22 protein-coding genes are annotated in these 20264 nt (G+C 64.1%); 5 read left to right on the top strand and 17 right to left on the bottom strand.

Going from position 1 to position 20264, the window contains the following annotated elements; all coding sequences use genetic code 11:
- Nucleotides 1-54: 54 nt before the first annotated feature.
- The 3 genes from leuD to RP6297_RS06770 are packed head-to-tail and all read right to left on the bottom strand — an operon-like array spanning nt 55 to nt 3351.
- Nucleotides 55-702: a 3-isopropylmalate dehydratase small subunit gene (gene leuD, locus RP6297_RS06780; RefSeq protein WP_009238148.1), complete on the bottom strand. Its 648-nt coding sequence runs from the start codon at nt 700-702 to the stop codon at nt 55-57.
- The gene (gene leuC, locus RP6297_RS06775) at nt 689-2131 is read right to left on the bottom strand and encodes a 3-isopropylmalate dehydratase large subunit (protein ID WP_009238149.1); all 1443 of its coding nucleotides are present in this window, start codon (nt 2129-2131) and stop codon (nt 689-691) included. The genes leuD and leuC overlap by 14 nt, the downstream gene beginning before the upstream one ends.
- Nucleotides 2132-2145: 14 nt before the next feature.
- Nucleotides 2146-3351 carry a CaiB/BaiF CoA transferase family protein gene (locus RP6297_RS06770; protein ID WP_009238150.1) on the bottom strand — a complete coding sequence of 402 codons (1206 nt, stop codon included), beginning with the start codon at nt 3349-3351 and terminating at the stop codon, nt 2146-2148.
- Between the two features lie 155 nt (nt 3352-3506).
- Here RP6297_RS06770 and RP6297_RS06765 point away from each other — a divergent pair, with 155 nt between their 5' ends.
- The 4 genes from RP6297_RS06765 (at nt 3507) to RP6297_RS06750 (ending at nt 6135) form a co-directional block, all read left to right on the top strand.
- Entirely contained in the window at nt 3507-4406 is a 900-nt protein-coding gene (locus RP6297_RS06765; protein WP_004626856.1) for a LysR family transcriptional regulator, read from the top strand.
- Nucleotides 4407-4493: 87 nt separating this feature from the next.
- Entirely contained in the window at nt 4494-5489 is a 996-nt protein-coding gene (locus tag RP6297_RS06760) for a hydroxymethylglutaryl-CoA lyase (protein ID WP_009238151.1), read from the top strand.
- 81 nt (nt 5490-5570) lie between these two features.
- Entirely contained in the window at nt 5571-5918 is a 348-nt protein-coding gene (locus RP6297_RS06755) for a hypothetical protein (protein WP_009238152.1), read from the top strand.
- A gap of 7 nt (nt 5919-5925) precedes the next feature.
- Nucleotides 5926-6135 (top strand): DUF1653 domain-containing protein, encoded by a 210-nt coding sequence (locus RP6297_RS06750; protein WP_009238153.1) that lies wholly within the window; start codon nt 5926-5928, stop codon nt 6133-6135.
- Nucleotides 6136-6218: 83 nt separating this feature from the next.
- Here RP6297_RS06750 and RP6297_RS06745 read toward each other — a convergent pair whose 3' ends face one another.
- The 5 genes from RP6297_RS06745 to bioA form a co-directional block, all read right to left on the bottom strand.
- A complete protein-coding gene (locus RP6297_RS06745; protein WP_009238154.1) occupies nt 6219-6743 on the bottom strand; it encodes a hypothetical protein in 525 nt (174 codons plus the stop codon).
- Between the two features lie 165 nt (nt 6744-6908).
- The gene (locus RP6297_RS06740) at nt 6909-7427 is read right to left on the bottom strand and encodes a hypothetical protein (RefSeq protein ID WP_009238155.1); all 519 of its coding nucleotides are present in this window, start codon (nt 7425-7427) and stop codon (nt 6909-6911) included.
- Between the two features lie 55 nt (nt 7428-7482).
- On the bottom strand, nt 7483-8172 hold the full coding sequence (gene bioD, locus RP6297_RS06735; protein ID WP_009238156.1) for a dethiobiotin synthase: 690 nt from the start codon (nt 8170-8172) through the stop codon (nt 7483-7485).
- A gap of 1 nt (nt 8173) precedes the next feature.
- Nucleotides 8174-9421, bottom strand: a complete 1248-nt coding sequence (gene bioF, locus RP6297_RS06730) for an 8-amino-7-oxononanoate synthase (protein WP_009238157.1) — start codon at nt 9419-9421, stop codon at nt 8174-8176.
- Nucleotides 9408-10814 carry an adenosylmethionine--8-amino-7-oxononanoate transaminase gene (gene bioA / locus RP6297_RS06725; protein WP_009238158.1) on the bottom strand — a complete coding sequence of 469 codons (1407 nt, stop codon included), beginning with the start codon at nt 10812-10814 and terminating at the stop codon, nt 9408-9410. The genes bioF and bioA overlap by 14 nt, the downstream gene beginning before the upstream one ends.
- A 394-nt stretch (nt 10815-11208) precedes the next feature.
- Between bioA and RP6297_RS06720 the strand changes: the two genes are divergently transcribed.
- Nucleotides 11209-11376, top strand: a complete 168-nt coding sequence (locus RP6297_RS06720) for a hypothetical protein (protein ID WP_009238159.1) — start codon at nt 11209-11211, stop codon at nt 11374-11376.
- A 79-nt stretch (nt 11377-11455) separates the two neighbouring features.
- Here the strand turns inward: RP6297_RS06720 and RP6297_RS06715 are convergent, their stop codons facing one another.
- From RP6297_RS06715 to RP6297_RS06675, 9 genes are all read right to left on the bottom strand, one after another.
- Nucleotides 11456-12652 carry a benzoate/H(+) symporter BenE family transporter gene (locus RP6297_RS06715; RefSeq protein WP_009238160.1) on the bottom strand — a complete coding sequence of 399 codons (1197 nt, stop codon included), beginning with the start codon at nt 12650-12652 and terminating at the stop codon, nt 11456-11458.
- Between the two features lie 13 nt (nt 12653-12665).
- Nucleotides 12666-13985 carry an MFS transporter gene (locus RP6297_RS06710; protein WP_009238161.1) on the bottom strand — a complete coding sequence of 440 codons (1320 nt, stop codon included), beginning with the start codon at nt 13983-13985 and terminating at the stop codon, nt 12666-12668.
- A 99-nt stretch (nt 13986-14084) separates the two neighbouring features.
- Nucleotides 14085-14867, bottom strand: a complete 783-nt coding sequence (locus RP6297_RS06705) for a 1,6-dihydroxycyclohexa-2,4-diene-1-carboxylate dehydrogenase (protein WP_009238162.1) — start codon at nt 14865-14867, stop codon at nt 14085-14087.
- Complete coding sequence (gene benC / locus RP6297_RS06700) at nt 14864-15892, bottom strand: benzoate 1,2-dioxygenase electron transfer component BenC (protein WP_009238163.1); 1029 nt, start codon at nt 15890-15892, stop codon at nt 14864-14866. Before benC ends, RP6297_RS06705 begins: the two co-directional genes overlap by 4 nt.
- A 46-nt stretch (nt 15893-15938) precedes the next feature.
- A complete protein-coding gene (gene benB / locus RP6297_RS06695) occupies nt 15939-16427 on the bottom strand; it encodes a benzoate 1,2-dioxygenase small subunit (protein WP_009238164.1) in 489 nt (162 codons plus the stop codon).
- A complete protein-coding gene (locus tag RP6297_RS06690) occupies nt 16424-17782 on the bottom strand; it encodes a Rieske 2Fe-2S domain-containing protein (RefSeq protein WP_009238165.1) in 1359 nt (452 codons plus the stop codon). Before RP6297_RS06690 ends, benB begins: the two co-directional genes overlap by 4 nt.
- 27 nt (nt 17783-17809) lie before the next feature.
- A complete protein-coding gene (gene catA / locus RP6297_RS06685) occupies nt 17810-18745 on the bottom strand; it encodes a catechol 1,2-dioxygenase (RefSeq protein WP_004626834.1) in 936 nt (311 codons plus the stop codon).
- A 35-nt stretch (nt 18746-18780) separates the two neighbouring features.
- Nucleotides 18781-19071: a muconolactone Delta-isomerase gene (catC, locus tag RP6297_RS06680; RefSeq protein ID WP_009238166.1), complete on the bottom strand. Its 291-nt coding sequence runs from the start codon at nt 19069-19071 to the stop codon at nt 18781-18783.
- A 36-nt stretch (nt 19072-19107) separates the two neighbouring features.
- Nucleotides 19108-20217, bottom strand: a complete 1110-nt coding sequence (locus RP6297_RS06675) for a muconate/chloromuconate family cycloisomerase (RefSeq protein WP_004626829.1) — start codon at nt 20215-20217, stop codon at nt 19108-19110.
- Nucleotides 20218-20264 lie beyond the last annotated feature (47 nt).

The following is a 20264-nucleotide window of genomic DNA, read 5'->3' as shown; positions in this document are numbered from 1 at the left end:
TTGTCTCCTTTGGAAGATAGGGATATACGGCTGCTTTTTGTGTGTTGTGCCGACTTATGCTGGTGAGTTGAATAGCCAGGGTTCCGCGGTGCGGCGCGCCTGCTCGAATGCGGCGATGGCGCTACGGTGCTGCAGCGTCAGGCCGATTTCATCGAGCCCGCGCAGCAGGCAGTCTTTTCGGAAAGGGTCGATGTCGAAGCGGTACACGTTGCCGTTCGGCGTCGTTACCGACTGCCCCGCCAGGTCGACCTGCAGCCGATAGCCGGGCGTGCGTGCGACGGCCCCGAACAGGCGGTCTACCACGTCGGTGTCCAGCACGATCGGCAGCAGCCCGTTCTTGAAGCAATTGCCATGGAATATCTCGGCAAAGCTCGGGGCGATGAGCGCGCGGATGCCCCAATCCCGGAGCGCCCACGGCGCATGCTCGCGGCTGGAGCCGCAACCGAAGTTCTCGCGCGCCAGCAGGATCTGCGCGCCCTCATAGCGGGCCTGATTGAGCGGAAAATCCGGCACGCGCGGGCGCGTCGAGCAATCCTGCTCCGGTTCACCGCGGTCCTGATAGCGCCACTCGTCGAACAGGTAAGGCCCAAAACCGGTCTTGCCGATCATCTTCAGGTATTGCTTTGGCAGGATGGCGTCGGTGTCGATATTGGCGCGGTCAAGCGGCACCACCAGTCCGTCAATCGAATCAAAAGCCTGCATCGTTGTTCCTCCCCAAAACATCGGCGCCAAGTTCGCTGACGGCAACGAAATGCCCCGCGATTGCTGCGGCAGCCGCCATTGGCGGGCTGACCAGATGGGTGCGCCCGCCAGCGCCCTGCCGCCCTTCAAAATTGCGATTGGACGTTGACGCGCAGCGCTCGCCCGGCTGCAGGCGGTCGTCGTTCATGCCCAGGCACATCGAACACCCCGGGTCGCGCCATTCAAAACCGGCATCGACGAAGATGCGGTCGAGCCCTTCGGCCTCGGCCTGGCGTTTGACCAGTCCGGAGCCCGGCACCACAAGCGCCTGCACGATGTTGGCCGCAACGTGCTTGCCGGCCACCACACGCGCCGCGGCACGCAGATCTTCGATACGTGCATTCGTGCACGAGCCGATGAAAATCTTGTCGAGTGCGATGTCGCGCAGCGGCGTGCCCGGCTCGAGTCCCATGTAGGTAAGCGCCCGGGTGATGCCTTGCCGCTTGATGGGGTCGCTTTCCTCGGCCGGGTCGGGCACACGGCCGTCGATGGTGACCACCATCTCGGGCGAGGTGCCCCAGGTGACGTGTGGGCGAATCGTGGTCGCGTCGAGTGCGATAGTCCGATCGAACTGCGCCCCTTCATCGCTGCGCAGCGTGCGCCAGTACGCCTGCGCGGCGTCCCATTGCGCGCCCTGCGGCGCACGCGCCCGCCCGCGAAGGTAGTTGATGGTTTTGTCATCCACGGCGACCATGCCGCAGCGTGCTCCGGCTTCGATGACCATGTTGCACAGGGTCATGCGTGCATCCATGCTCATCGCAGAGATGGCCGAGCCGGCAAATTCGATGGCATACCCGGTGGCGCCCGCGGTGCCGATACGGCCGATCAGCGCAAGCGCCACGTCCTTGGAAGTCACGCCGGGCGACAGGTCGCCCTCCACCAGCACGCGCATCGTCTTCATCTTTTTGACGATCAGGCATTGCGTGGCCAGCACGTGTTCGATTTCGGACGTCCCGATACCGAATGCCAGCGTGGCGAATGCGCCGTGCGTGGTGGTATGCGAATCGCCGCAGACGATCGTCATGCCTGGCAGCGTGGCCCCCTGCTCCGGCCCGATCACGTGCAGGATGCCCTGACGCGCGTCCTGCATCGGGTATTCGGTAATGCCGAAGCGCGCGCAGTTGCTGCGCAGCGCCTCGACCTGACGCCGCGCGATGTCATCGGTAATGCCGGCGGCGCGGTTGGCGGTCGGCACGTTATGGTCTTCGGTGGCCAGCACCGAGGCGGGCCGCCACGGGTGCAACCGGCTGATGCGCAGTCCTTCGAACGCCTGCGGGCTGGTCACTTCATTGACCAGATGCAGGTCGATGTAAAGCAGCGTGTGGCCATCGTCGGTATCACGCACGGCGTGGCGTTGCCACAGCTTTGCGAACAAGGTCTGAGGTGTCATGTGCGATCCCGCTGTCAGATGATGCCTTCGGCGCGCAGGCTGTCGAGCGCGGCAGCATCGAGTCCGAGCGCGTGCAGCACCTCGTCGGTGTGCTCACCCAGTTCGGGGCCGACCCAGCGCGTGCTGCCCGGCGTGGCGGACAGCTTGGGCACGATGCCCGGCAAGTCGATAGGCTGGCCATCGGGCAAGGTGTGGCGCTCGATCATGCCACGCGCCGCATATTGCGGATCGCGTGCGATGTCGGCGGCGGTATAGATGCGCCCGCTCGGCACATCGGCTTGCTCCAGCACCTGCAGCACAGCGTCGATCGGATGACGCGCGGTCCATTCGCCGATCACCCCGTCGAGCAGATCGTTGTGCTGGACGCGCCTGGCGTTGTCGGCAAAGCGCGCGTCCTCCGCAAACTCCGGCAGGCCGATGGCCTGCATCAGGCGCTTGAAGATGCCGTCGCCGTTGCCCGCGATGATCACGTAGTTGCCGTCGGCACACAGGTAGGTGTTGGAGGGCGAAATGCCCGGCAGGCTTGAACCGGTGCGCTCGCGCACGTGCTCGAACATCGCATACTCGGGGATCAGGCTTTCCATGATCCCGAACACCGCTTCGTACAGCGCCACGTCGATGAACTGCCCGGTGCCGCGATTGGCCTTGACGTGATGCATGGCCAGCAGCGCACCAATCACGCCGTAGAGGGACGCCAGCGAATCGCCCAGGCTCACGCCCACGCGTACCGGAGGCCGGTCGGCGTAGCCAGACAGGTAGCGCAGGCCACCCATCGACTCGGCAATCGCAGCAAAGCCGGGCCGCTCGCGGTACGGGCCGCTCTGCCCGTAACCCGAAATGCGCACCATCACCAGCTTCGGGTTGATGGCCGAGAGTTGCTCCCAGCCCAGTCCCCAGCTTTCCATCAGACCCGGGCGGAAGTTCTCGATCACGACGTCGGCATCTTTCACCAGATCGCGGACGATCTGCTGCGCACGTTCCGACTTGAGGTTGAGCGTGACCGATTTCTTGTTCCGGCTCTGCGAATACCACCACAGGGATGTGCCGTCGTGCAGCTTGCGCCATTTGCGCAGCGGGTCGCCGTTGACCGGGGTCTCGATCTTGATGACCTCGGCGCCGAACTGGGCCAGCAGCGTGCCGGCATAGGGGCCGGCGATCAGCGACCCCAACTCGATCACCTTGATGCCTTGCAGGGGCAAGGGTTGATCTGGCTGTGCCATGTTGTCTCCTCTTTACTCCATATCGTGCAGCGCACAACATTGCCGCACTCGATGAATGCATCATGGACACTTCTCGCCAGACCAAAAAACGCTAAATAATCAAGCGAGCCATCTCCAAAGGAGAAGGCTTCAACACGAAGGGGGAATGGACGACCATGCGTTTCGACCTGGAATCGCTGCAGGTATTGGTCTCGGTAATCGAGGAAGGCAGCCTGGCGGCGGCTTCCGAGCGGCAGCACATCGTGCCTTCGGCCATCAGCCGACGCATTGCGGAGCTGGAAAGCGACGCCGGCACCGCCCTGCTCTATCGGCACAGCCGTGGCGTGGAGCCCACCCCGGCGGGCTCGGCGTTGTACTACCGGGCCAAGCGCCTGATCGATCAGATGCAGGAAATCTCGTCGGAAATGAGCGAGTACGCCCAGGGCGTGCGGGGGCACGTGCGCATGCACGTCAACTTTTCGACCATGGTCCAGTACCTGCCGGGCGACCTGTCCTCGTTCCTGTCGATCAACCCCGACGTGAAGATCGACCTGATGGAGAAAAGCAGCAGCCAGGTCCTGCGCTCGGTCGAAGCGGGCACCGCTGACATCGGCATCTGCAGCCAGCCGGAAGCTGCACCGGGGCTGGAAGTACGGCCGTATCACGTTGATAGGCTCGTGCTGATCGTGCCGCACGACCACCCGATCGGCGCGGCGCGCCACCTGCGCTTTGCCGATACCCTGGACTATGACTACGTGAGCATGCCGCTGGGCGCGTCAATCTCCACGCTCTGCGCGCAGAGCGCCGAGCAGGCCGGCAAGCAGCACAAGATCCGCATCCAGGTGACCAGCTTCGAGGGGCTGCGCAACATGGTGGCGGCGGGCCTTGGCATCGGCCTGCTGCCCAAGGCCAGTGTCAAGCCCTATCTGCGCAACAGCACGCTGCGCATGGTCGAGCTGGATGAGACCTGGGCACAGCGCCCGCTGTCCGTCATCACGCGGGGCTACGCGGCGCTGCCGGTGCCGGCCCGGCTGCTGATCGACCATCTGGTATCCCAGGCCAGCGCAGAAAACTAGCGCGACCCATCTGGTTCGGAGAAGGCTCACGTCCTGATTCTTCAATTGCGCGCTGGCTGCCTGCGCAACACACTGCAGTTCCAACATATGTCCAGCACGGGGAACGCAGTGGTACTCAACGGTCAAGGGAAAAGGGTGTTCATCCAGGAAGTCGCCACGCGCGACGGCTTTCAGATTGAACCGCGCATGGTTCCGACCCAAGACAAGATCGCGCTTGTCGACCGGCTGAGCCAATGCGGGCTGAGCAAGATCGAAGTCACCTCGTTCACCTCGCCCAAGGCCATCCCGACCCTGGCCGACGCGGAAGACGTGATGCGCGGTATCGCGCGCGTGCCCGGCGTCACTTACGCCGCGCTCGTGCCGAATATGCGAGGCGCCGAACGTGCGGTGGACTGCGATGTCGACGAGTTGAACCTCGTGATGTCGGTAAGCGAAACGCACAACCTCGCCAACCTGCGCATGACGCCGGGGCAGTCGTTCCAGCAGGCTGCGCAGGTCGCGGCGGCATTCCGTTCGAGCCGCACGTCGCTCAACCTTTCGCTCTCATGCGCGTTCGGCTGTCCGATGGAAGGCCAGATCCCCACTGACACCGTGCTGACCTGGGCGGCACGGGCCGTCGAAGCGGGCATCGGCGGCATCACGCTGTGCGACACCACCGGCATGGCCTGGCCCAGCCAGGTGTTCGCGCTGTGCAGTGCATTCCGGCTGGCGTTCCCCCAAACCACGCTGACCGTGCACTTGCACAACACGCGCGGCATGGCACTTGCCAACGTGCTGGCCGCGCTGCAGGCGGGAGTCGATCGCTTCGATGGCGCGCTCGGCGGCCTGGGAGGCTGCCCCTACGCGCCCGGTGCCTCGGGCAACGTCTGCACCGAGGACATGGTGCACATGCTTGAACTCCTGAACTACGACACTGGCACCGACCTTGGCGCCCTGCTGGAGGCTTCGCGACTGTTGCCGGGCCTCATCGGTCATGACACCAACGGTCAGGTCGCCAAGGCCGGACGCACCCACGATCTGCACCCCACGCCCGACTATGTTGAGACGGCCCGGCAGCACGCCCTGTCGAAAGCACCGGCTTGAGTTTCTTGACGGCCGGTCGTCATGGGTTCCGTGCCGTTCGGTATGATCCCGCCTGTAATCATTTGAATACAGGAGGACACCATGGGCGAAGCCAAACGACGCGGCTCTCAGGCCGACCGCATTTCTCAGGCGCACGCCCGGCTGGACGCGCTGCGTCCTGAAAAGCTGGTCTGCGGTGCCTGTCAGACCGCCTTTACCGAATTTGAAGGCATGGAGCCGCGCGACATGCCCGGCATCCACGCCATTTTCGGCGGCGAATGTCCGAACTGCGGCGAGAGCGTGATCTCGTTCAACGGCGAGCCCGAAGCCGTGGCCGCCGCCATGCTGGCGTACAAGGACGCCATGGAAGACGCCAAGCTCGGCGCGCAGACGCAAGAGGGCAAGCACCTGCCCTACGTCGACGAAGAAGACAAGCCCACCCAACACTGAAGCCGTCATGCAGAACACGCCAACGCGCCGCTACCGTCACTACAAGGGCGGCGAATACGAATGGCTGTGCGAGGCCACGTACGAACCCGATCCCACCATCAAAATGACGGTCTATCGCGCCGCCAACGGCACGATCTGGACACGGCCATCGACGATGTTCCATGAGATGGTCGAGGTCGACGGCCGGGAAGTGCCGCGCTTTGCGCTGATCGACTGAATGTCGGCGGAAACTATCTCGTTGTGAGCGGGCCTGCGGGCCCGTTTGACGTATTGGCGTGAGCTACGTGATGGTCACGCTCGTCAACCCGCCGCAGCCCGTTTCTGACGCTTGAACCAGGCATGCTCGCCAGGCGCCCGGTCGCGGAGTTCGAAGGTGATGTGCACGCGGCGCGAGGCCTGCAGGTAGACGCCGCACGTCAGCGTCAGTGCCACCGCAACGGCAACGCCGTCGATGAGAGTTGAACGCGCCCCTGGAACGCCGCCGGCCATGAGCATCAGTCCGATCAGCGGCGGCAGCAGCGCCATGTGCACAAGCATGGCCGGGCGGAATGCGCTGTCGTGCGTGGTAGCGAGCACCAGGACCGTCACGCAGGAAATCAGATAAAGCAGCGTAGTCAGGTTGATCGCCCCGCTGCCAGGCGCGTTGGCATTAAATAGATCGGCGCCGGCCAGTTGCAGCGCATCCATCGACAGCCCCTGCCAGAACACCCACGTTGGCCCCGCGATGGCAATGGCCAGCACCCACGGCAGCCATCCGGCAATGCCGTACAGCGGATGTTGGCCCGCTGCGATCGGGTCGATGTCGACCCAGCGATGCGTCAGCATGATGCACCCCCAACAGTGCGCGTCCGTTCTGATGACGGTTGCTTTCGGCAAGCGCCGGCGGCGTCTGCCTCCCCTGCCCTTTAGCTTAGGTCGCCGCGCAATGCGCGCAATGCAGGAGGAACCCTGAGCGCACAATCGGGTTGCGCTACCTCAACTGCCGCCCAACTAGCGGCGGAACAGCCGGGGGCGGTCCGGATCGTAAAGCGGGTCGGGCGTAATCTGCGTGAGTTGCAGGACGCCGGCGGGGTCGAAGTAGAAATGCATCAGCGACGGCCACACGTCGTCCGCCTTGAAGCGGTACGACCAGACCAGCCGGTCCATGCGTGGGAAATACGCGGTTTCGACCGGCTGGCCGAAATGTCGCAGGACGTCGTCCCGCGTCCAGACGCCGATCTTGGCCTGGGCAAACTCGAGGCTGCTCAGGACTTGCTTGAAGGCGGCGAGCTTGCCGCCGGCATCAAAGTCGGCCGCGTAGGTGAACTGCCCGTACGGTTTGGTCGGATAGAGCCAGCGAGTGCCGCCATCGAGCGGGTAGGTTTCGCGCGGCGGGCCGAACTGCGCCTGCACAGCGGGCCCGTCCGCGCCAACCAGTCGCTGTCCCTTCGTGACGGGGGACTCCAATGCCGCACATCCCGCCGTCGCCACCACCACAATCGCTACTGTCAGCCAACGCATTGCGCGCATGACAACCGCCCTCGCCAAACTAAGTCAAGGCGGTAGTTTACCGCCGCACTCCAGTTCAACGCGCAAGCAGCGGTGCGATATCGATGTGGGCTGCTGCGCGCCGCGCATCGGCGTGCGGCAACCGCGGGATCGTGCCCAGATGCGGTGCGTTGATCCAGCGGCACAGCGTCGCAACGTTGTCGTCAAGCCCAGCCATGGACGCGTCGACCACGTTGCCGACCCAGCCGGCCAGGTGCAGGCCACGTGCGGCAATCGCTTCGGCGGTGAGCGCGGCATGGTTCAAGCAGCCCAGGCGCAGCCCGACAACAAGGACCACCGGCAAACCCAATGCCACGGCCATTTCGGTCGTATCAAAGTCGTCCGACAGCGGCACGCGGAAACCTCCAACGCCCTCCACCACAACGGCATCCGCCAACGATCTAGCGTGTGCGAACGCATCGAGAATCGGTGGCAGCGTGATCGTCACGCCTTCGCGCGCCGCAGCCAGATGCGGAGACATCGGCGCGTCGAGCAACCATGGACAAACGGTGTTGAGCGGCAGATCGACTGACGCGGCGGCACGCAGTTGCTCAACATCTTCGTTGGTGCGCGTGGGCGCGCCCGCCAGCGTGCCTGCGGCGATCGGCTTGAGGCCCGCGGCACGGTAGCCGGCGTCGGAGAGCTTGGTCAGCAGCGCGGCGCTGACGAGCGTCTTGCCGATTTCCGTATCCGTGCCGGTGACAAAGCAATCGAAACGTGCGGACATGTCAGGCTGCCTTGGCTGGCTGCAGGGATTGGCCGGCCGCTTCCAGCGCCTGCGCCAGGCGCTCGATGTCGGCATCGGTATGTGCCGCTGACAGCGTGATGCGCAAGCGGGCCGTTCCTGCCGGCACCGTCGGTGGACGAATCGCGGCGATGCGGATGCCTTCGCGTTCGAGCGCGGCGGCCAGCGCCAATGCGGGTGCGTTCTCGCCGATCACGATCGGCTGGATGGCCGTTTGCGATGGCATCCATTGCCAGCCGAAGCGCGCAGCCAGGCGCTGGGCATGCGTACTCCACACAGCGATGTGGCGATCGAGGCGGGTGCGCCGTTCATCCCCCTCTTCGCTTGCGATCAGGTCCAATGCTGCTTCCACCGCACACGCAATGCCCGGCGGCGCGGCGGTTGTGAAGATGTACGTGCGTGCGCGCTGGACCAGCCAGTCGATCACCAGTCGATGCGCCACGATGGCGGCGCCCGATCCGCCCGCAGCCTTGCCGAACGTGCCGACATAGATGAGGCGCTGTGAGCGCAGCCCGAAGTGCGACAGCACACCTGCGCCGTTCTCGCCGAGCACGCCCAGGCCGTGCGCGTCGTCCACGATCAGCCAGGCGTCGTAGCGTTCGGCCAGCGCAAGCAGTTCGGGCAGCGGCGCGATGTCGCCATCCATGCTGAACACGCCGTCCGTGACGATCAGCTTGTTGCGGCTGGTGCTGGCGGCCAGAAGCGCCTCCAGCGCGGCAACGTCGACGTGCGGATAGACCTTGACGGGCGCTCGCGACAACCGTGCACCGTCGATGAGCGAGGCGTGGTTCAGCGCATCGGAAAAGATCGTGCATTCGTCGGCCGGGCGGATGCCGCCCGCCTGCGCCATGGCGCTCACCACGGCCAGATTGGCCATGTAGCCGGTGCAGAAGAACAGCGCATCTGCCTCGGGAATGTGTTCGGCTTGCAGCGCAGCCATGCGTGCTTCCAGCCGCGCGTGCGCAATCGAATGGCCGCTGACCAGGTGCGATGCGCCGCTGCCGAAGCCATATTGCTGTGTGCCCTGCGTCATCGCCTCGGCCAAGGCCGGATGCGCTGCCAGGCCGAGATAATCGTTGCCGCAAAAGCCGAGAATGTCGCGCGGCGCTTCACCGGGCACGCTGATGCGCTGGCTGCGGTCGGTCGGGCTGTACGCGGTGCGGCGCACGCGGCGCAGGTGCGCGGCGTCGATAGCAGCTAGGCCCGCCTGCAGGTCGTCAAGCAATCGCATAGGTGTGTCCCTCTGTTTCGCCCGTGGCTTGGGCCAGCGTGTCTTCAAGCGTCTGCAGCGTGCGTTCGACCAGCGTGTCGGTCTCTTCATCGCTCAGCACATATGGCGGCAGCAGATAGACGGTGTTGCCGATCGGGCGCAGCAGCAGCCCGTGCGTGCGCGCCGTGAGCGCAAAGCGCTCGGCAAAGCGTGCACCGGCCACGTCCGGGTGCACGTCGAACGCGGTGATCATCCCGGTCTGGCGCAGATGGGCAAAACGCGCATCGTGCGACAGTGGCGCCAGGCCCTGAGCGATGCGCGCCGCGGTCACGCGATTGCGCGCAAAGACGTCTTCTTCAGCAAACAGATCGAGCGTGGCCAGCGCCGCACGGCACGCCAGCGGATTGCCCGTATACGAATGCGAATGGAGGAAGCTGCGCACCGGCGCATCGTCGTTGAAGGCGTCGTGGATGCCATCGCGCGACAGCACGATCGACAGCGGCAGATAACCGCCGCTGATGCCCTTCGACAGGCACAACAAGTCCGGCCACACGCCAGCCTGTTCGCACGCGAAGAATGTACCGGTGCGGCCGCAGCCGACGGCAATTTCATCGGCAATCCAATGCACGCCAAACTCATCGCACAGTGCGCGCACGCCGCGCAGATAGCTCACGTCGTGCATGGCCATGCCGGCCGCGCACTGCACCAGCGGTTCGATGATGACGGCGGCGATCGTGCCGGCGTGGGTGCACAGGCAATCGCGCAGTGCCACCAGCGCGCGTTCTGCAACGTCGGCGGCGGTTTCGCCCGGGCCGGCCAGACGCGCGTCCGGCGATGGCACCCGGTGAGATTGCAGAATCAGCGGGTCATACGCATCCCGGAAGATCGCCACATCGGTCACACCCAGTGCACCAAGCGTTTCACCGTGATAGCCGTGCTCCAGGCAGACGAAACGGCTGCGTGTCCCCTGCCCTGCATTGCGATGGGCGTGGAAGCTCATCTTGAGCGCGATTTCCACGGCAGACGCGCCGTCGGAGCCGAAGAAGCTGTGGCCCAGCACGCCGCCCGTCAGATCGATCAGGCGCTCGGCCAACTCCACGGCCGGACGATGCGTGGCGCCCGCCAGCATGACGTGCTCCAGCGAATCGAGCTGCGTCTTGAGCGCGGCGTTGATATGCGGATTGGCGTGGCCGAACAGGTTGACCCACCACGAGCTGGTGCCGTCCAGGTAGCGATTGCCGTCAAAGTCGATCAGCCACGGCCCCTGGCCGCGGGCAATCGGCAGCGGCGGCATGGCATCGAGCCGTGCATTTTGGGTGCACGGATGCCATACGGCCGCGCGGCTGCGCGCCTGCCACGCCGTGTTGGCGCTGGGCGCGCCGTCGACCGGCACCGGGATTGGGGGATACGCCATACGAGGCCTCCTCGAAACAGAAACAGAAGCGGGGATTCGGCGGCGTATGGTAGAGGGCATGTGGATCAAACAACAAGCCCGCACGTTGAAAGAAAATGCCGGCACATAGCCGAACGAAGGCGAAAGAAGCGCACTTCTTCGTGCGATTTTCCACCTCCTGCTGGGAACGTGTCGCTAAAAAATCTTTTCCAGCGCAGAAAAATATGCTCCCAAAGGCACACAAAGAGACATTCAATTTCGCCTGGGCCGGGCGCGGAGCGGGCGCCAAGCGCACCGATTATTTACATTGAGTGATATTGAGAATGGACCCCAGCTTTGCCTTGCCTCATTGCTCAGCCCTAGGGATAACCCTATACTCGGGAAAACCCTAGATCACGCACTGAGAGAAAACATCATGGTCCAGCAAGCCTATTTCACCCCCAAGTTCGCCGGCGAAATCCAAGTTCAAGCCGCCAACCGCACCTCGCTGCTGCGCGCAGTCATCAATTTCTTCCGCAACGGTTGGGACGACAACCTCGCGTACGCAGAGGTGGTTGGCAAGTCCGGTTCGTACCTGGGCTGACCACCGCAGCCGAATGTTCGGCTATCCCGCGGAGACATAAAAAAACGGCGCAATAGCGCCGTTTTTGTTTTGGAGCGCACTATCGCTGCGCCGGCCTCAAGACAAGCGCCGCCGCCGAGCCGATCACAATCCCCCAGAATGCCGAGCCCAACCCGAACAGCGTCAACCCGGACGCCGTCGCCAGGAAGGTGATGATCGACGCCTCCCGGTGCTCGCCATCTTCGATCGCCCCCATCACGTTCGAGGCGATAGCGCCAATCAGTGCCAGCCCGGCCAGGATGGCCACGAACGGCTTGGGCAGCGCCGCAAACAGCATCACGATGGCACCCGCAAACGTGCCGCCAATCAGGTAGAACACCCCGTTGGCGATACCGGCCACGTAGCGCCTGGACGGGTCGTCATGTGCATCCTTGCCAGTGCACAACGCGGCAGTGATCGCGGCGATCACGATCGTGATGCCGCCGAAAAACGCCACGCTGATCGATGCCACGCTGGTGGCCGTCATGATCGGCTTGGCCGGGATGTCGTACCCGGAGCCGCGCAGCACCGCCATGCCGGGCAAAAACTGCCCAGTGAGGCTGACGACGGCGAGCGGGATGGCCAGGCTCAGCGTCGAACTCAGGGCCCAGTGTGGGGCGATGAAGACCGGATGAGTGAATTCCAGCGTGACACGGTCGAAATGCGTCAGCCCCAGGGTGATTGCCAGCGCAATCCCGGCCAGCAATACCACGACGATGCAGTAGCGCGGCCACCAGCGCCGGCCCACCACGTAGATGGCGATCATGGAAAACGCCAGCACCGGCATGGCAGAAGCTGCGGCAAACGCGTGGGTACCGAACTGGAACAGGATGCCCGCCATCATGCCCGCGGCGATGCCCTTGGGAATCAGCCGCATGAGCCGGTCGAACGTGCCCGACACGCCGATCAACAGAATGACGACGGCCGCCGTGATGTACGCCCCCACCGCTTCATTGAGCGACAGCCCCGGGAACAGCGATACCAGCAACGCCGTCCCCGGCGCCGACCACGCCGTTACCACCGGGGCTTTCCACCGCCAGCTCGCGTAGATGCCGGACACCGCCGCGCCAATGGAGATCGCCCAGACCCACGACGCCACCATCGCATCCGGCACATGCGCGGCCTGCGCCGCCTGGAAGAAGATGACCAGCGGCCCCGCATACGAAATCAGCACGGCCAGGAACCCCGCCGCGACGGCCGAGAGGGACCAATCGGACAGCGCTCCGCGCGAGGCCGTTTGCGTGCTTGATGGATGCATCGCTCGTGGCCGATCAGCGCGCGATGACCGAGGCCGACCGCTGGTGGTTGATGAACGCCACGGCAATCGTCGCGATCACCGCCGGCACAGCCATGGCGAAGAAGTTGTGGTGCAGCGGTAGCGCCATCCCCACCAGCATGCCGATGACGATGGGAGCGAGGATGGCCCCGCTGCGCCCGACGCCCGATGCCCAGCCGATGCCCGTGGAGCGGATGCTCATGGGATAGAACTGCCCGGCATAGGCGTACGTCACGATCTGCGTGCCGATGGTGCAGCCGCCGGCCACGGCCACCAGCAGGTACAGCGCCTCGGTTGAAGTCTTGATGCCGAGCAATGCGATCGACACCGCCGCCAGCGCATACATGGCCATCAGCACGTATTTGATGTTGAAGCGATCAGCCAGCCAGCCGCCGCCGATGGCGCCGAGCATGGCCCCGAAGTTCAGCACCAGCACAAAGGTGAGCGCCGAACCCAGGCTGTAGCCCGCCGACGCCATCAGCTTGGTCAGCCACGAGCTGAGCGCGTAAACCATGAACAGGCACATGAAGAAGGCAATCCAGAACATGGCCGTGCTGAAGCCGCGTCCGTCCTGGAACAGTCTGCCCAGCGGCGCATCGTTGCCGCGATCGGCTTCGGGCAGGATGAAGGTGTCGCCTGGCTGAGGCGCATCGTTTGGATTGAGCCGGCGCACGATGTCACGCACCGCATCGAGCTTGCCGGTGCGCAGCAGGAACGGCATCGATTCCGGCATCCACCGCAGGATCGCCGGCACCAGCAGCACGGGCAGCACAGCCGCGATGAACACCGATTGCCAGCCGTAGTGCTCCAGCAGACCCTTGCCCAGCAGCGCCGCCAGCATGCCGCCCACCGAATAGCCGCTGAACATGAGCGTGACGAGCGTGCTGCGCGCCCGGCGCGGCGAGTACTCCGTCATCTGCGCCACGACGTTCGGCATCACACCGCCGATACCGAGGCCCGCCAGGAAACGCGTCACGCTGAAGGTGACCGGGTCCGTGGAAAAACCCGCTGCCGCCGTAAAGACGCTGAACAGCACGATGCACACGGCAATCGCCCAGCGGCGGCCGATACGATCCGCAATCGTGCCCAGAAAGATCGCGCCGAACATCATGCCGAACAGTGCCGCGCTGACCATGAAGCCGGCGCTGGTGGGCGTGACGCCCATGTCCTTCATGATGGACGGCAGTGCAATGCCCGCGATGGCAAGGTCGTAGCCGTCAAAGATGATGATGAGCGCGCACCAGAACAGTGTGATGGCATGGAAGCGGCCGAACCGGGCGTGGTCGGCCACGGCGTGCAGGTCAATCTGACGCATGGGTGGTCTCCTTTGGTGTTTTCTTGAAGGCGTGAGCGCCTTTCTTATGCTGGCTTGGCTTCTTCGACTGATGGCGCACTCTGTTGGCGCTTCAAACCTTCAACCCAGGTCTCCGCCGCCGACGGGCAGTACCGTCCCGGTGATGTACGAGGCCTCATCTGACGCGAGGAACAGGATCGCCCGCACCTGCTCGTCGATCGTGCCGTAGCGGTGCATCAGGCTGCTGGCGAGGGTCTGGTCGACGATGCCCTGGTACCAGACGGTTTCCTGCTCCGACATGGGCGCCGTGTTGCGCGGGATCTTGCGCGGCGGTGCCTCCGTGCCGCCCGTGGCGACGGCGTTGACGCGGATGTTGTCGTCCGCATGTTCCAACGCCAGACTCGCGGTGAGCGCATTGACGCCGCCCTTGGCCGCCGAGTACGGAATCCGGTAGATGCCGCGTGTAGCGATGGACGACACGTTCACGATCACGCCCTGCTTGCGCTCGACCATGTGCGGCAGCACCGCGCGGCAGCACCACAGCGTCGGAAACAGTGAACGGCGGATCTCCGCCTCGATCTGCGCCTCTTCATAGTGCTGATACGGCTTGGCCCAGATGGTGCCGCCGACGTTGTTGATGAGCACGTCGATGCGGCCGAACGCGCCAAGCGCAGTCTGCACGGCATGCTGGGCACCGGCGTAGGTTTCGAGATCAGCCGTGGTGGCGTGGGCGTGGCCGCCCGCTGCCGCAATCTCGGCCTGCACTTCGTGGACGAGTTCGGCGCGGTCCACCAGCAGCACGTGCGCCCCCTCTTCTGCCGCAGCCACCGCCACGCCACGGCCGATGCCCTGCGCTGCGCCCGTCACCACGACGGCCTTGCCTGAAAATCGTTGCGTGCTCATGCCGCCTTCGCCTCCGGTACTGCATTGGGCGTGAACTTCTCGTAGTGGAAGCTCTTGGGTTTCACGCCTTGGTCGTCAAAGTACTTGCGCACGGCGTCTACCATCGGCGGCGGCCCGCACAGGTAGACATCCACGTCGCCATCGTTCAGCGCGTTGGCCGGAATGTGCTGCGTCACCCAACCCTTGCGCGGATGATTCGACGCGGCGTCGGCGACGACGGTGGCGTAGCTGAAGTTCGGCAACCGCGCCACATAGGCATCGATCGCGTCGACCTGTACCAGGTCGAGATCACGGGTCACGCCGTAGATCAGATGCACGGGCTGCTGCGAGTTGCTGCGCGCCAGCACTTCGAGCATCGACAGGAACGGCGCAAGGCCGGTGCCGCCGGCCAGGAACAACAGCGGCCGCTGCACATCACGCAGGTAGAAGCTGCCCAGCGGCCCCTGCAGATCGAGCTTGTCGCCCGGCTTTGCGGCTTCGAGCCAGGTGCTCATCACGCCGCCGGGAATCTTCTTGATCAGAAAGCTGATCTTCGTTTCACCGGGCGCTGAGGAGAACGAATACGAGCGGTGCTGGCCGCTTCCCGGCACACCGATGTTGACGTACTGGCCGGGCAGGAACACCGGCGCCGTAGCATCCACGTCCAGCTCGAGCACCACGGCGGCATCGTTGTGCAACTCGACGTTCGACACCGTTGCGCCGAACGTGCTCTGCCCCGTTTTGCAGGCGGTCGACGAGGTCGGCACCGCGATCACGCAATCGCTTTGCGGCACCATCTGGCACGTCAGCACAAGGCCGGTGTTCTTCTCGTCTTCGGTCAGGGCGTCTTCAATGTAATCGTCGCCAAGGTCGTAGGTTCCGCTCTCGGCGCGGCACTTGCAGGTCCCGCAGACGCCATCGGAGCAATCCATGGGCAGGTTGATCTTGGCGCGGAAGGCGGCATCGAGCACCTTCTCCCCCGCTTTGCAATCGATGAAGCGGGTCACGCCGTCTTCGAAGTTCAATGCGACTGTGAAACTGGACATGGAATACCTCACTGCCTCTTTTGCGTGTCCTATACGGGTGTGCTCGTCAGACGTGATAGACGTCGAGCACCTGCCGGATGTAGTCGTTCTTCAGGACGATCTTCTTGGATGCGATCAGGAAGCCGTCGCCCGCGCGGCGCAGGGTGACGAACATCGTGCCGAAGAAGTGATCGGTGGTTTTGTATCGGTGGCTGAGCGTGTGAAAGTTGTAGCGCACGTCGACTTCATCGCCGCGTTCGGCCAGGACTTCCACGTTGGTGACGGTGTGGCTGGTTCGCGGTTCCGGCGTGGACGCGCCGCTGCGCTCGGTCTTGATACGGAAGACGCGATCCTCCAGCCCGCAGCGATTGGCGTAGTACATCAGCGAGATCTGGCTGTGCGGGTCGTCGGTCAGCTGGTCGTCGTCATCCCATGCCGGCATCCAGTAGGTGACGTCTTCCGCGTAGCACTCCAGCCAAGCGTCCCACTGCCGGTCGTCCAGCAGGCGCGCCTCGCGGTACAGGGCGGCGCAAATGTTCTGGTAATCCGCGCTCATGCCGGCACTCCTTCGCATTCCTGCTTGAGCGCCTCACGCATGACGCGCACCCAGTATTCGTGCTGACAGACGAACAGGCCTTCGTCTTCGCTGCGCTCGCCTGAGATGAGGGGCTTCAATCCCATCTTCGTTGCGTTCTCGTCGGGGCCGTGCACCCACAGCGGTGCGCCGCGCGACAGGTCGTTCCACAGTGCAGTGGTGCCGGCATAGCCGTTCTGGCAGGCGCGGAACTCTTCGAGGTCGTCGGCGGTGCCCATGCCGGTGACGTTGAAGAAATCCTCGTACTGGCGGATGCGCGTTGCGCGGTCCGTTGCGCTCTCGCCCTTCGGCGCGAAACAGAAGATCGAGACCTCGGTCTTGTCGACATTGATCGGGCGCACCACGCGAATCTGCGTGCTGAACTGATCCATCAGGAACACGTTCGGATACAGGCACAGGTTGCGCGTCTGGTTGACGATGAAATCGGTCTGGGTTTCACCCACGCGCGCCTTGATTTCCTCGCGGTGCGCATAGACGGGCCGCACTTCCGGGTTCATCGTCTGCGTCCACAGCAGGATGTGGCCGTGCTCGAACCCATAGACGCCCGCCACCGACTTGCTCCAGCTGTTCGCATCCACGGCCTGGGTGCCGCCTTCCTTGCGCCGGCCCATCGTTGCGGCGTAGTTCCAGTGCACGGTGCTGACGTGGTAGCCGTCGCAGCCGTTCTCCATCTGCATCTTCCAGTTGCCGTCATAGACGTACGTGGAGTTGCCGCGCAGCACTTCCAGGCCATCGGGCGCCTGGTCGACGATCTGGTCCATGATCACGCGCGCTTCGCCCAGGTAGGTTTCGAGCGGTTGCACATCGGCGTTGAGGCTGCCGAACAGGAAGCCGCGATAGTTCTCGAACCGAGCGACCTTTTTCAGATCGTGCGACCCGTGCGTGTTGAACTGCACCGGATACTCGGTGGTCTTCTCGTCCTTCACCTTGAGCAGCTTGCCGGTGTTGGAGAACGTCCAGCCGTGGAACGGGCACGTGAAGCTGCCCTTGTTGCCGTGCTTCCGACGGCAGAGCATCGCGCCCTTGTGTGCGCAGGCGTTGATAACCGCGTTCAGCTCACCCGTCTTGTCGCGGGTGATGACGATCGGCTGGCGACCGATCCACGTGGTGTAGTAATCGTTGTTGTTCGGAATCTGGCTTTCGTGCGCGAGATACACCCAGTTGTTCTCGAAGATGTGCTTCATCTCCAACTCGAACAGATCGGGGTGGGTGAAGATGTCTCGGCGGCAGCGGAATATGCCCGCCTCTTCGTCATCCACCACCGCGGTTGAGAGCAGGTGATCCAGTTCGTTGGCTTTGTCGATCAAGGCGGACATGGTTGTCTCCACGTGAGGTCTTGGGTCTCAGGCCTCGGCCGAAGCACGCAGGCGATTCACGCGCTGGTTGTCCTTGCCCTGAACCAGCGGCGTGAGCACGACGTTGAATTCGATGTCCTTGTACGCATCGGTCTTCAGGTCGAATGCGGCGCCGCCGGTTTTCTCAACCACGTGCGGAATCAGTTCTTCACGGGTGGCGTAGGCGAAGTCGTCCCAGATCAGCGGGTCGCCTTCGATGTTGAATTGCGTCGTCAGCTTGCGGTGGCCATCGCTCGTGACGAAGAAGTGCACGTGCGCCGGCCGGTTGCCATGGCGGGCCAGTCCGTTCAGCAGTTGCTGGGTCGCACCCTCTGGCGGGCAGCCGTAGCCCACGGGCATGAGCGTGCGGAATTCGTATTTGCCGTCGGCACCGGTCCGGACCGCGCCGCGCAGGTTGAACGGGCTCTGCTCGCCGGTCGGGTCAAAGTGCGAGTAGAAACCGTTCGAATTCGCATGCCAGCACTCGACCAAGGCGCCGGCGACCGGCTTGCCGTCCTGGCCGGTTACCGTGCCGTGAATGATCAACGGGCCTGCGGCGGGATCCGGATCAACGTCGATGCGGGACACGCCATCGCGCACCGTTGCGCCCGCCACGTACAGCGGGCCTTCGATCGTGCGCGGCGTCCCGCCATTGAGACCAAGCGCCTCGTCGGCGGCGTCCATGCGGATGTCGAGATACTTCTCCAGGCCCACGCCGGCAGCCAGCAATGCAGCCTCTCCGTCCTGGCCAAGCTTGTTCAGGTAATTGATGCCGGCCCAGACTTCATCCGGCGTGATGTCGAGATCGTCGATGGCCTTGAACAGGTCCGCCAGCAAGCGGTGGGTGATCTGCTTCAGGCGGGCGTTACCTTCGTTGCCATCCAGGTTGGTAGCGGCCTTCAGCAGGTCCTGCACTTCTTTCGTTTGGAATACGCGCACGTTCATGATGGATGTCTCCACGTGGTTTTCTAGGGAATGTCTCAAGCGTCGTCGCTGTGAACTGACGACGGATGACGGCACAGCGGTGTCACGGAAATCTCCATGTACGGAAACAGTGGCAGCGCCGTCAGGATGTCGTGCAGTTCAGCATTGCTCTGCACGTCGAAGACGCTGACGTTCGCGTACTCGCCAACCAGGCGCCAGATGTGGCGCCACTTGCCGCTGCGCTGCAGATCTTGCGAGTAGGCCTTTTCGCGCGCCTTGATCTCGTTGGCGACATCGGCGGGCATGTCGGCCGGCAGGCGGACATCCATGCGGACGTGGAACAGCATCGTGGTCTCCTTGGCGGTGTCTTGGTAAGGCGGTTTTTATTGGCGGCGCAGGCGCGCCAGCTTGTCGCGATCGATCTCGATGCCCAGGCCGGGGCCGGTCGGCACCTGCAACATGAAGTCGCGGTATTGCAGCGGCTCGGTCAGCAGTTCTTGCGTGAGCAACAAGGGGCCGAACAGCTCGGTGCCGAACTGCAGCTCGCCGAAGGTGGAAAACACGTGGGCCGACGCTGCTGTGCCGACAGCCCCTTCGAGCATCGTTCCGCCGTAGAGGCTGATGCCCGCAAGCTGCGCGATGGCGGCGACCTGCATGGCCGGAACCAACCCGCCGGACTGCGCGATCTTCACGGCAAAGACGTCGGCGCTCGCGCTGCACGCCAGTTCGAAGGCATCGAGCGGACCGTGCAGTGCCTCATCGGCCATCATCGGCACGGCGAACTGGCGGGCTAGGCGCTCCAGCGCGGCGCGGTTTTCTGCGCGCACCGGTTGCTCGATCAGGTCGATGCCGCCGGCCTGCAACGCGGCGATGCCATTGGCGGCGTCGAGCTCGCTCCAGGCCTGATTGACGTCCACGCGCACGCTCACGGCATCGCCCAGCGCCCGTTTGATGGCCAGTACATGGGCCACATCGTCTGCTACCGGGCGCAAGCCGATCTTCAGCTTGAAGATGCGGTGGCGGCGCTCAGCCAGCATCGCTTCCGCCTCGGCAATGTCCTTCTTCGTGTCGCCACTGGCGAGCGTCCAGGCCACCGGCAGCGCATCGCGTAGCCGGCCGCCCAGCAGTTCTGACAGCGGCACACCAAGCCGGCGGGCCTGCGCATCCAGCAGCGCTGTTTCCAGCGCGCACTTGGCAAAGCGGTTGCCCTGGATGGTCTTGCGCACGCGAGCCATGGCTGCCGCCACATTGCGCGCCTCCATGCCGATCAGCAGCGGCGCGATGTGCGTGTCGATGTTGACCTTGATGCTCTCGGGGCTCTCTTCGCCGTAGTTGAGGCCGCCAATGGTGGTGGCCTCGCCCCAGCCTTCGATGCCGTCTTCGCAGCACACACGCACGAGGACGAGCGTCTGCGTGTGCATGGTGGCGACGGACAGTTTGTGCGGACGGATGGTGGGCACATCCACTAGAATTGCCTCGATCGAGCGAATCATGTTTTCCAGGTATCAGAAGAACTGCTATCAACGTGGGAACCAGATTA

The sequence above is a fragment of the Ralstonia pickettii genome, assembly GCF_016466415.2.
Classification (GTDB): Bacteria; Pseudomonadota; Gammaproteobacteria; order Burkholderiales; family Burkholderiaceae; genus Ralstonia; species Ralstonia pickettii.
The sequence above is the reverse complement of the archived record's forward strand: the minus strand, read 5'-3'. Positions and strand labels throughout refer to the sequence as shown.

Coding starts and splice junctions, on each gene's coding strand:
- leuD (WP_009238148.1), bottom strand. CDS start 702: ATGCAGGCTTTTGATTCGATTGACGGACTGGTGGTGCCGCTTGACCGC.
- leuC (WP_009238149.1), bottom strand. CDS start 2,131: ATGACACCTCAGACCTTGTTCGCAAAGCTGTGGCAACGCCACGCCGTG.
- RP6297_RS06770 (WP_009238150.1), bottom strand. CDS start 3,351: ATGGCACAGCCAGATCAACCCTTGCCCCTGCAAGGCATCAAGGTGATC.
- RP6297_RS06765 (WP_004626856.1), top strand. CDS start 3,507: ATGCGTTTCGACCTGGAATCGCTGCAGGTATTGGTCTCGGTAATCGAG.
- RP6297_RS06760 (WP_009238151.1), top strand. CDS start 4,494: ATGTCCAGCACGGGGAACGCAGTGGTACTCAACGGTCAAGGGAAAAGG.
- RP6297_RS06755 (WP_009238152.1), top strand. CDS start 5,571: ATGGGCGAAGCCAAACGACGCGGCTCTCAGGCCGACCGCATTTCTCAG.
- RP6297_RS06750 (WP_009238153.1), top strand. CDS start 5,926: ATGCAGAACACGCCAACGCGCCGCTACCGTCACTACAAGGGCGGCGAA.
- RP6297_RS06745 (WP_009238154.1), bottom strand. CDS start 6,743: ATGCTGACGCATCGCTGGGTCGACATCGACCCGATCGCAGCGGGCCAA.
- RP6297_RS06740 (WP_009238155.1), bottom strand. CDS start 7,427: ATGCGCGCAATGCGTTGGCTGACAGTAGCGATTGTGGTGGTGGCGACG.
- bioD (WP_009238156.1), bottom strand. CDS start 8,172: ATGTCCGCACGTTTCGATTGCTTTGTCACCGGCACGGATACGGAAATC.
- bioF (WP_009238157.1), bottom strand. CDS start 9,421: ATGCGATTGCTTGACGACCTGCAGGCGGGCCTAGCTGCTATCGACGCC.
- bioA (WP_009238158.1), bottom strand. CDS start 10,814: ATGGCGTATCCCCCAATCCCGGTGCCGGTCGACGGCGCGCCCAGCGCC.
- RP6297_RS06720 (WP_009238159.1), top strand. CDS start 11,209: ATGGTCCAGCAAGCCTATTTCACCCCCAAGTTCGCCGGCGAAATCCAA.
- RP6297_RS06715 (WP_009238160.1), bottom strand. CDS start 12,652: ATGCATCCATCAAGCACGCAAACGGCCTCGCGCGGAGCGCTGTCCGAT.
- RP6297_RS06710 (WP_009238161.1), bottom strand. CDS start 13,985: ATGCGTCAGATTGACCTGCACGCCGTGGCCGACCACGCCCGGTTCGGC.
- RP6297_RS06705 (WP_009238162.1), bottom strand. CDS start 14,867: ATGAGCACGCAACGATTTTCAGGCAAGGCCGTCGTGGTGACGGGCGCA.
- benC (WP_009238163.1), bottom strand. CDS start 15,892: ATGTCCAGTTTCACAGTCGCATTGAACTTCGAAGACGGCGTGACCCGC.
- benB (WP_009238164.1), bottom strand. CDS start 16,427: ATGAGCGCGGATTACCAGAACATTTGCGCCGCCCTGTACCGCGAGGCG.
- RP6297_RS06690 (WP_009238165.1), bottom strand. CDS start 17,782: ATGTCCGCCTTGATCGACAAAGCCAACGAACTGGATCACCTGCTCTCA.
- catA (WP_004626834.1), bottom strand. CDS start 18,745: ATGAACGTGCGCGTATTCCAAACGAAAGAAGTGCAGGACCTGCTGAAG.
- catC (WP_009238166.1), bottom strand. CDS start 19,071: ATGCTGTTCCACGTCCGCATGGATGTCCGCCTGCCGGCCGACATGCCC.
- RP6297_RS06675 (WP_004626829.1), bottom strand. CDS start 20,217: ATGATTCGCTCGATCGAGGCAATTCTAGTGGATGTGCCCACCATCCGT.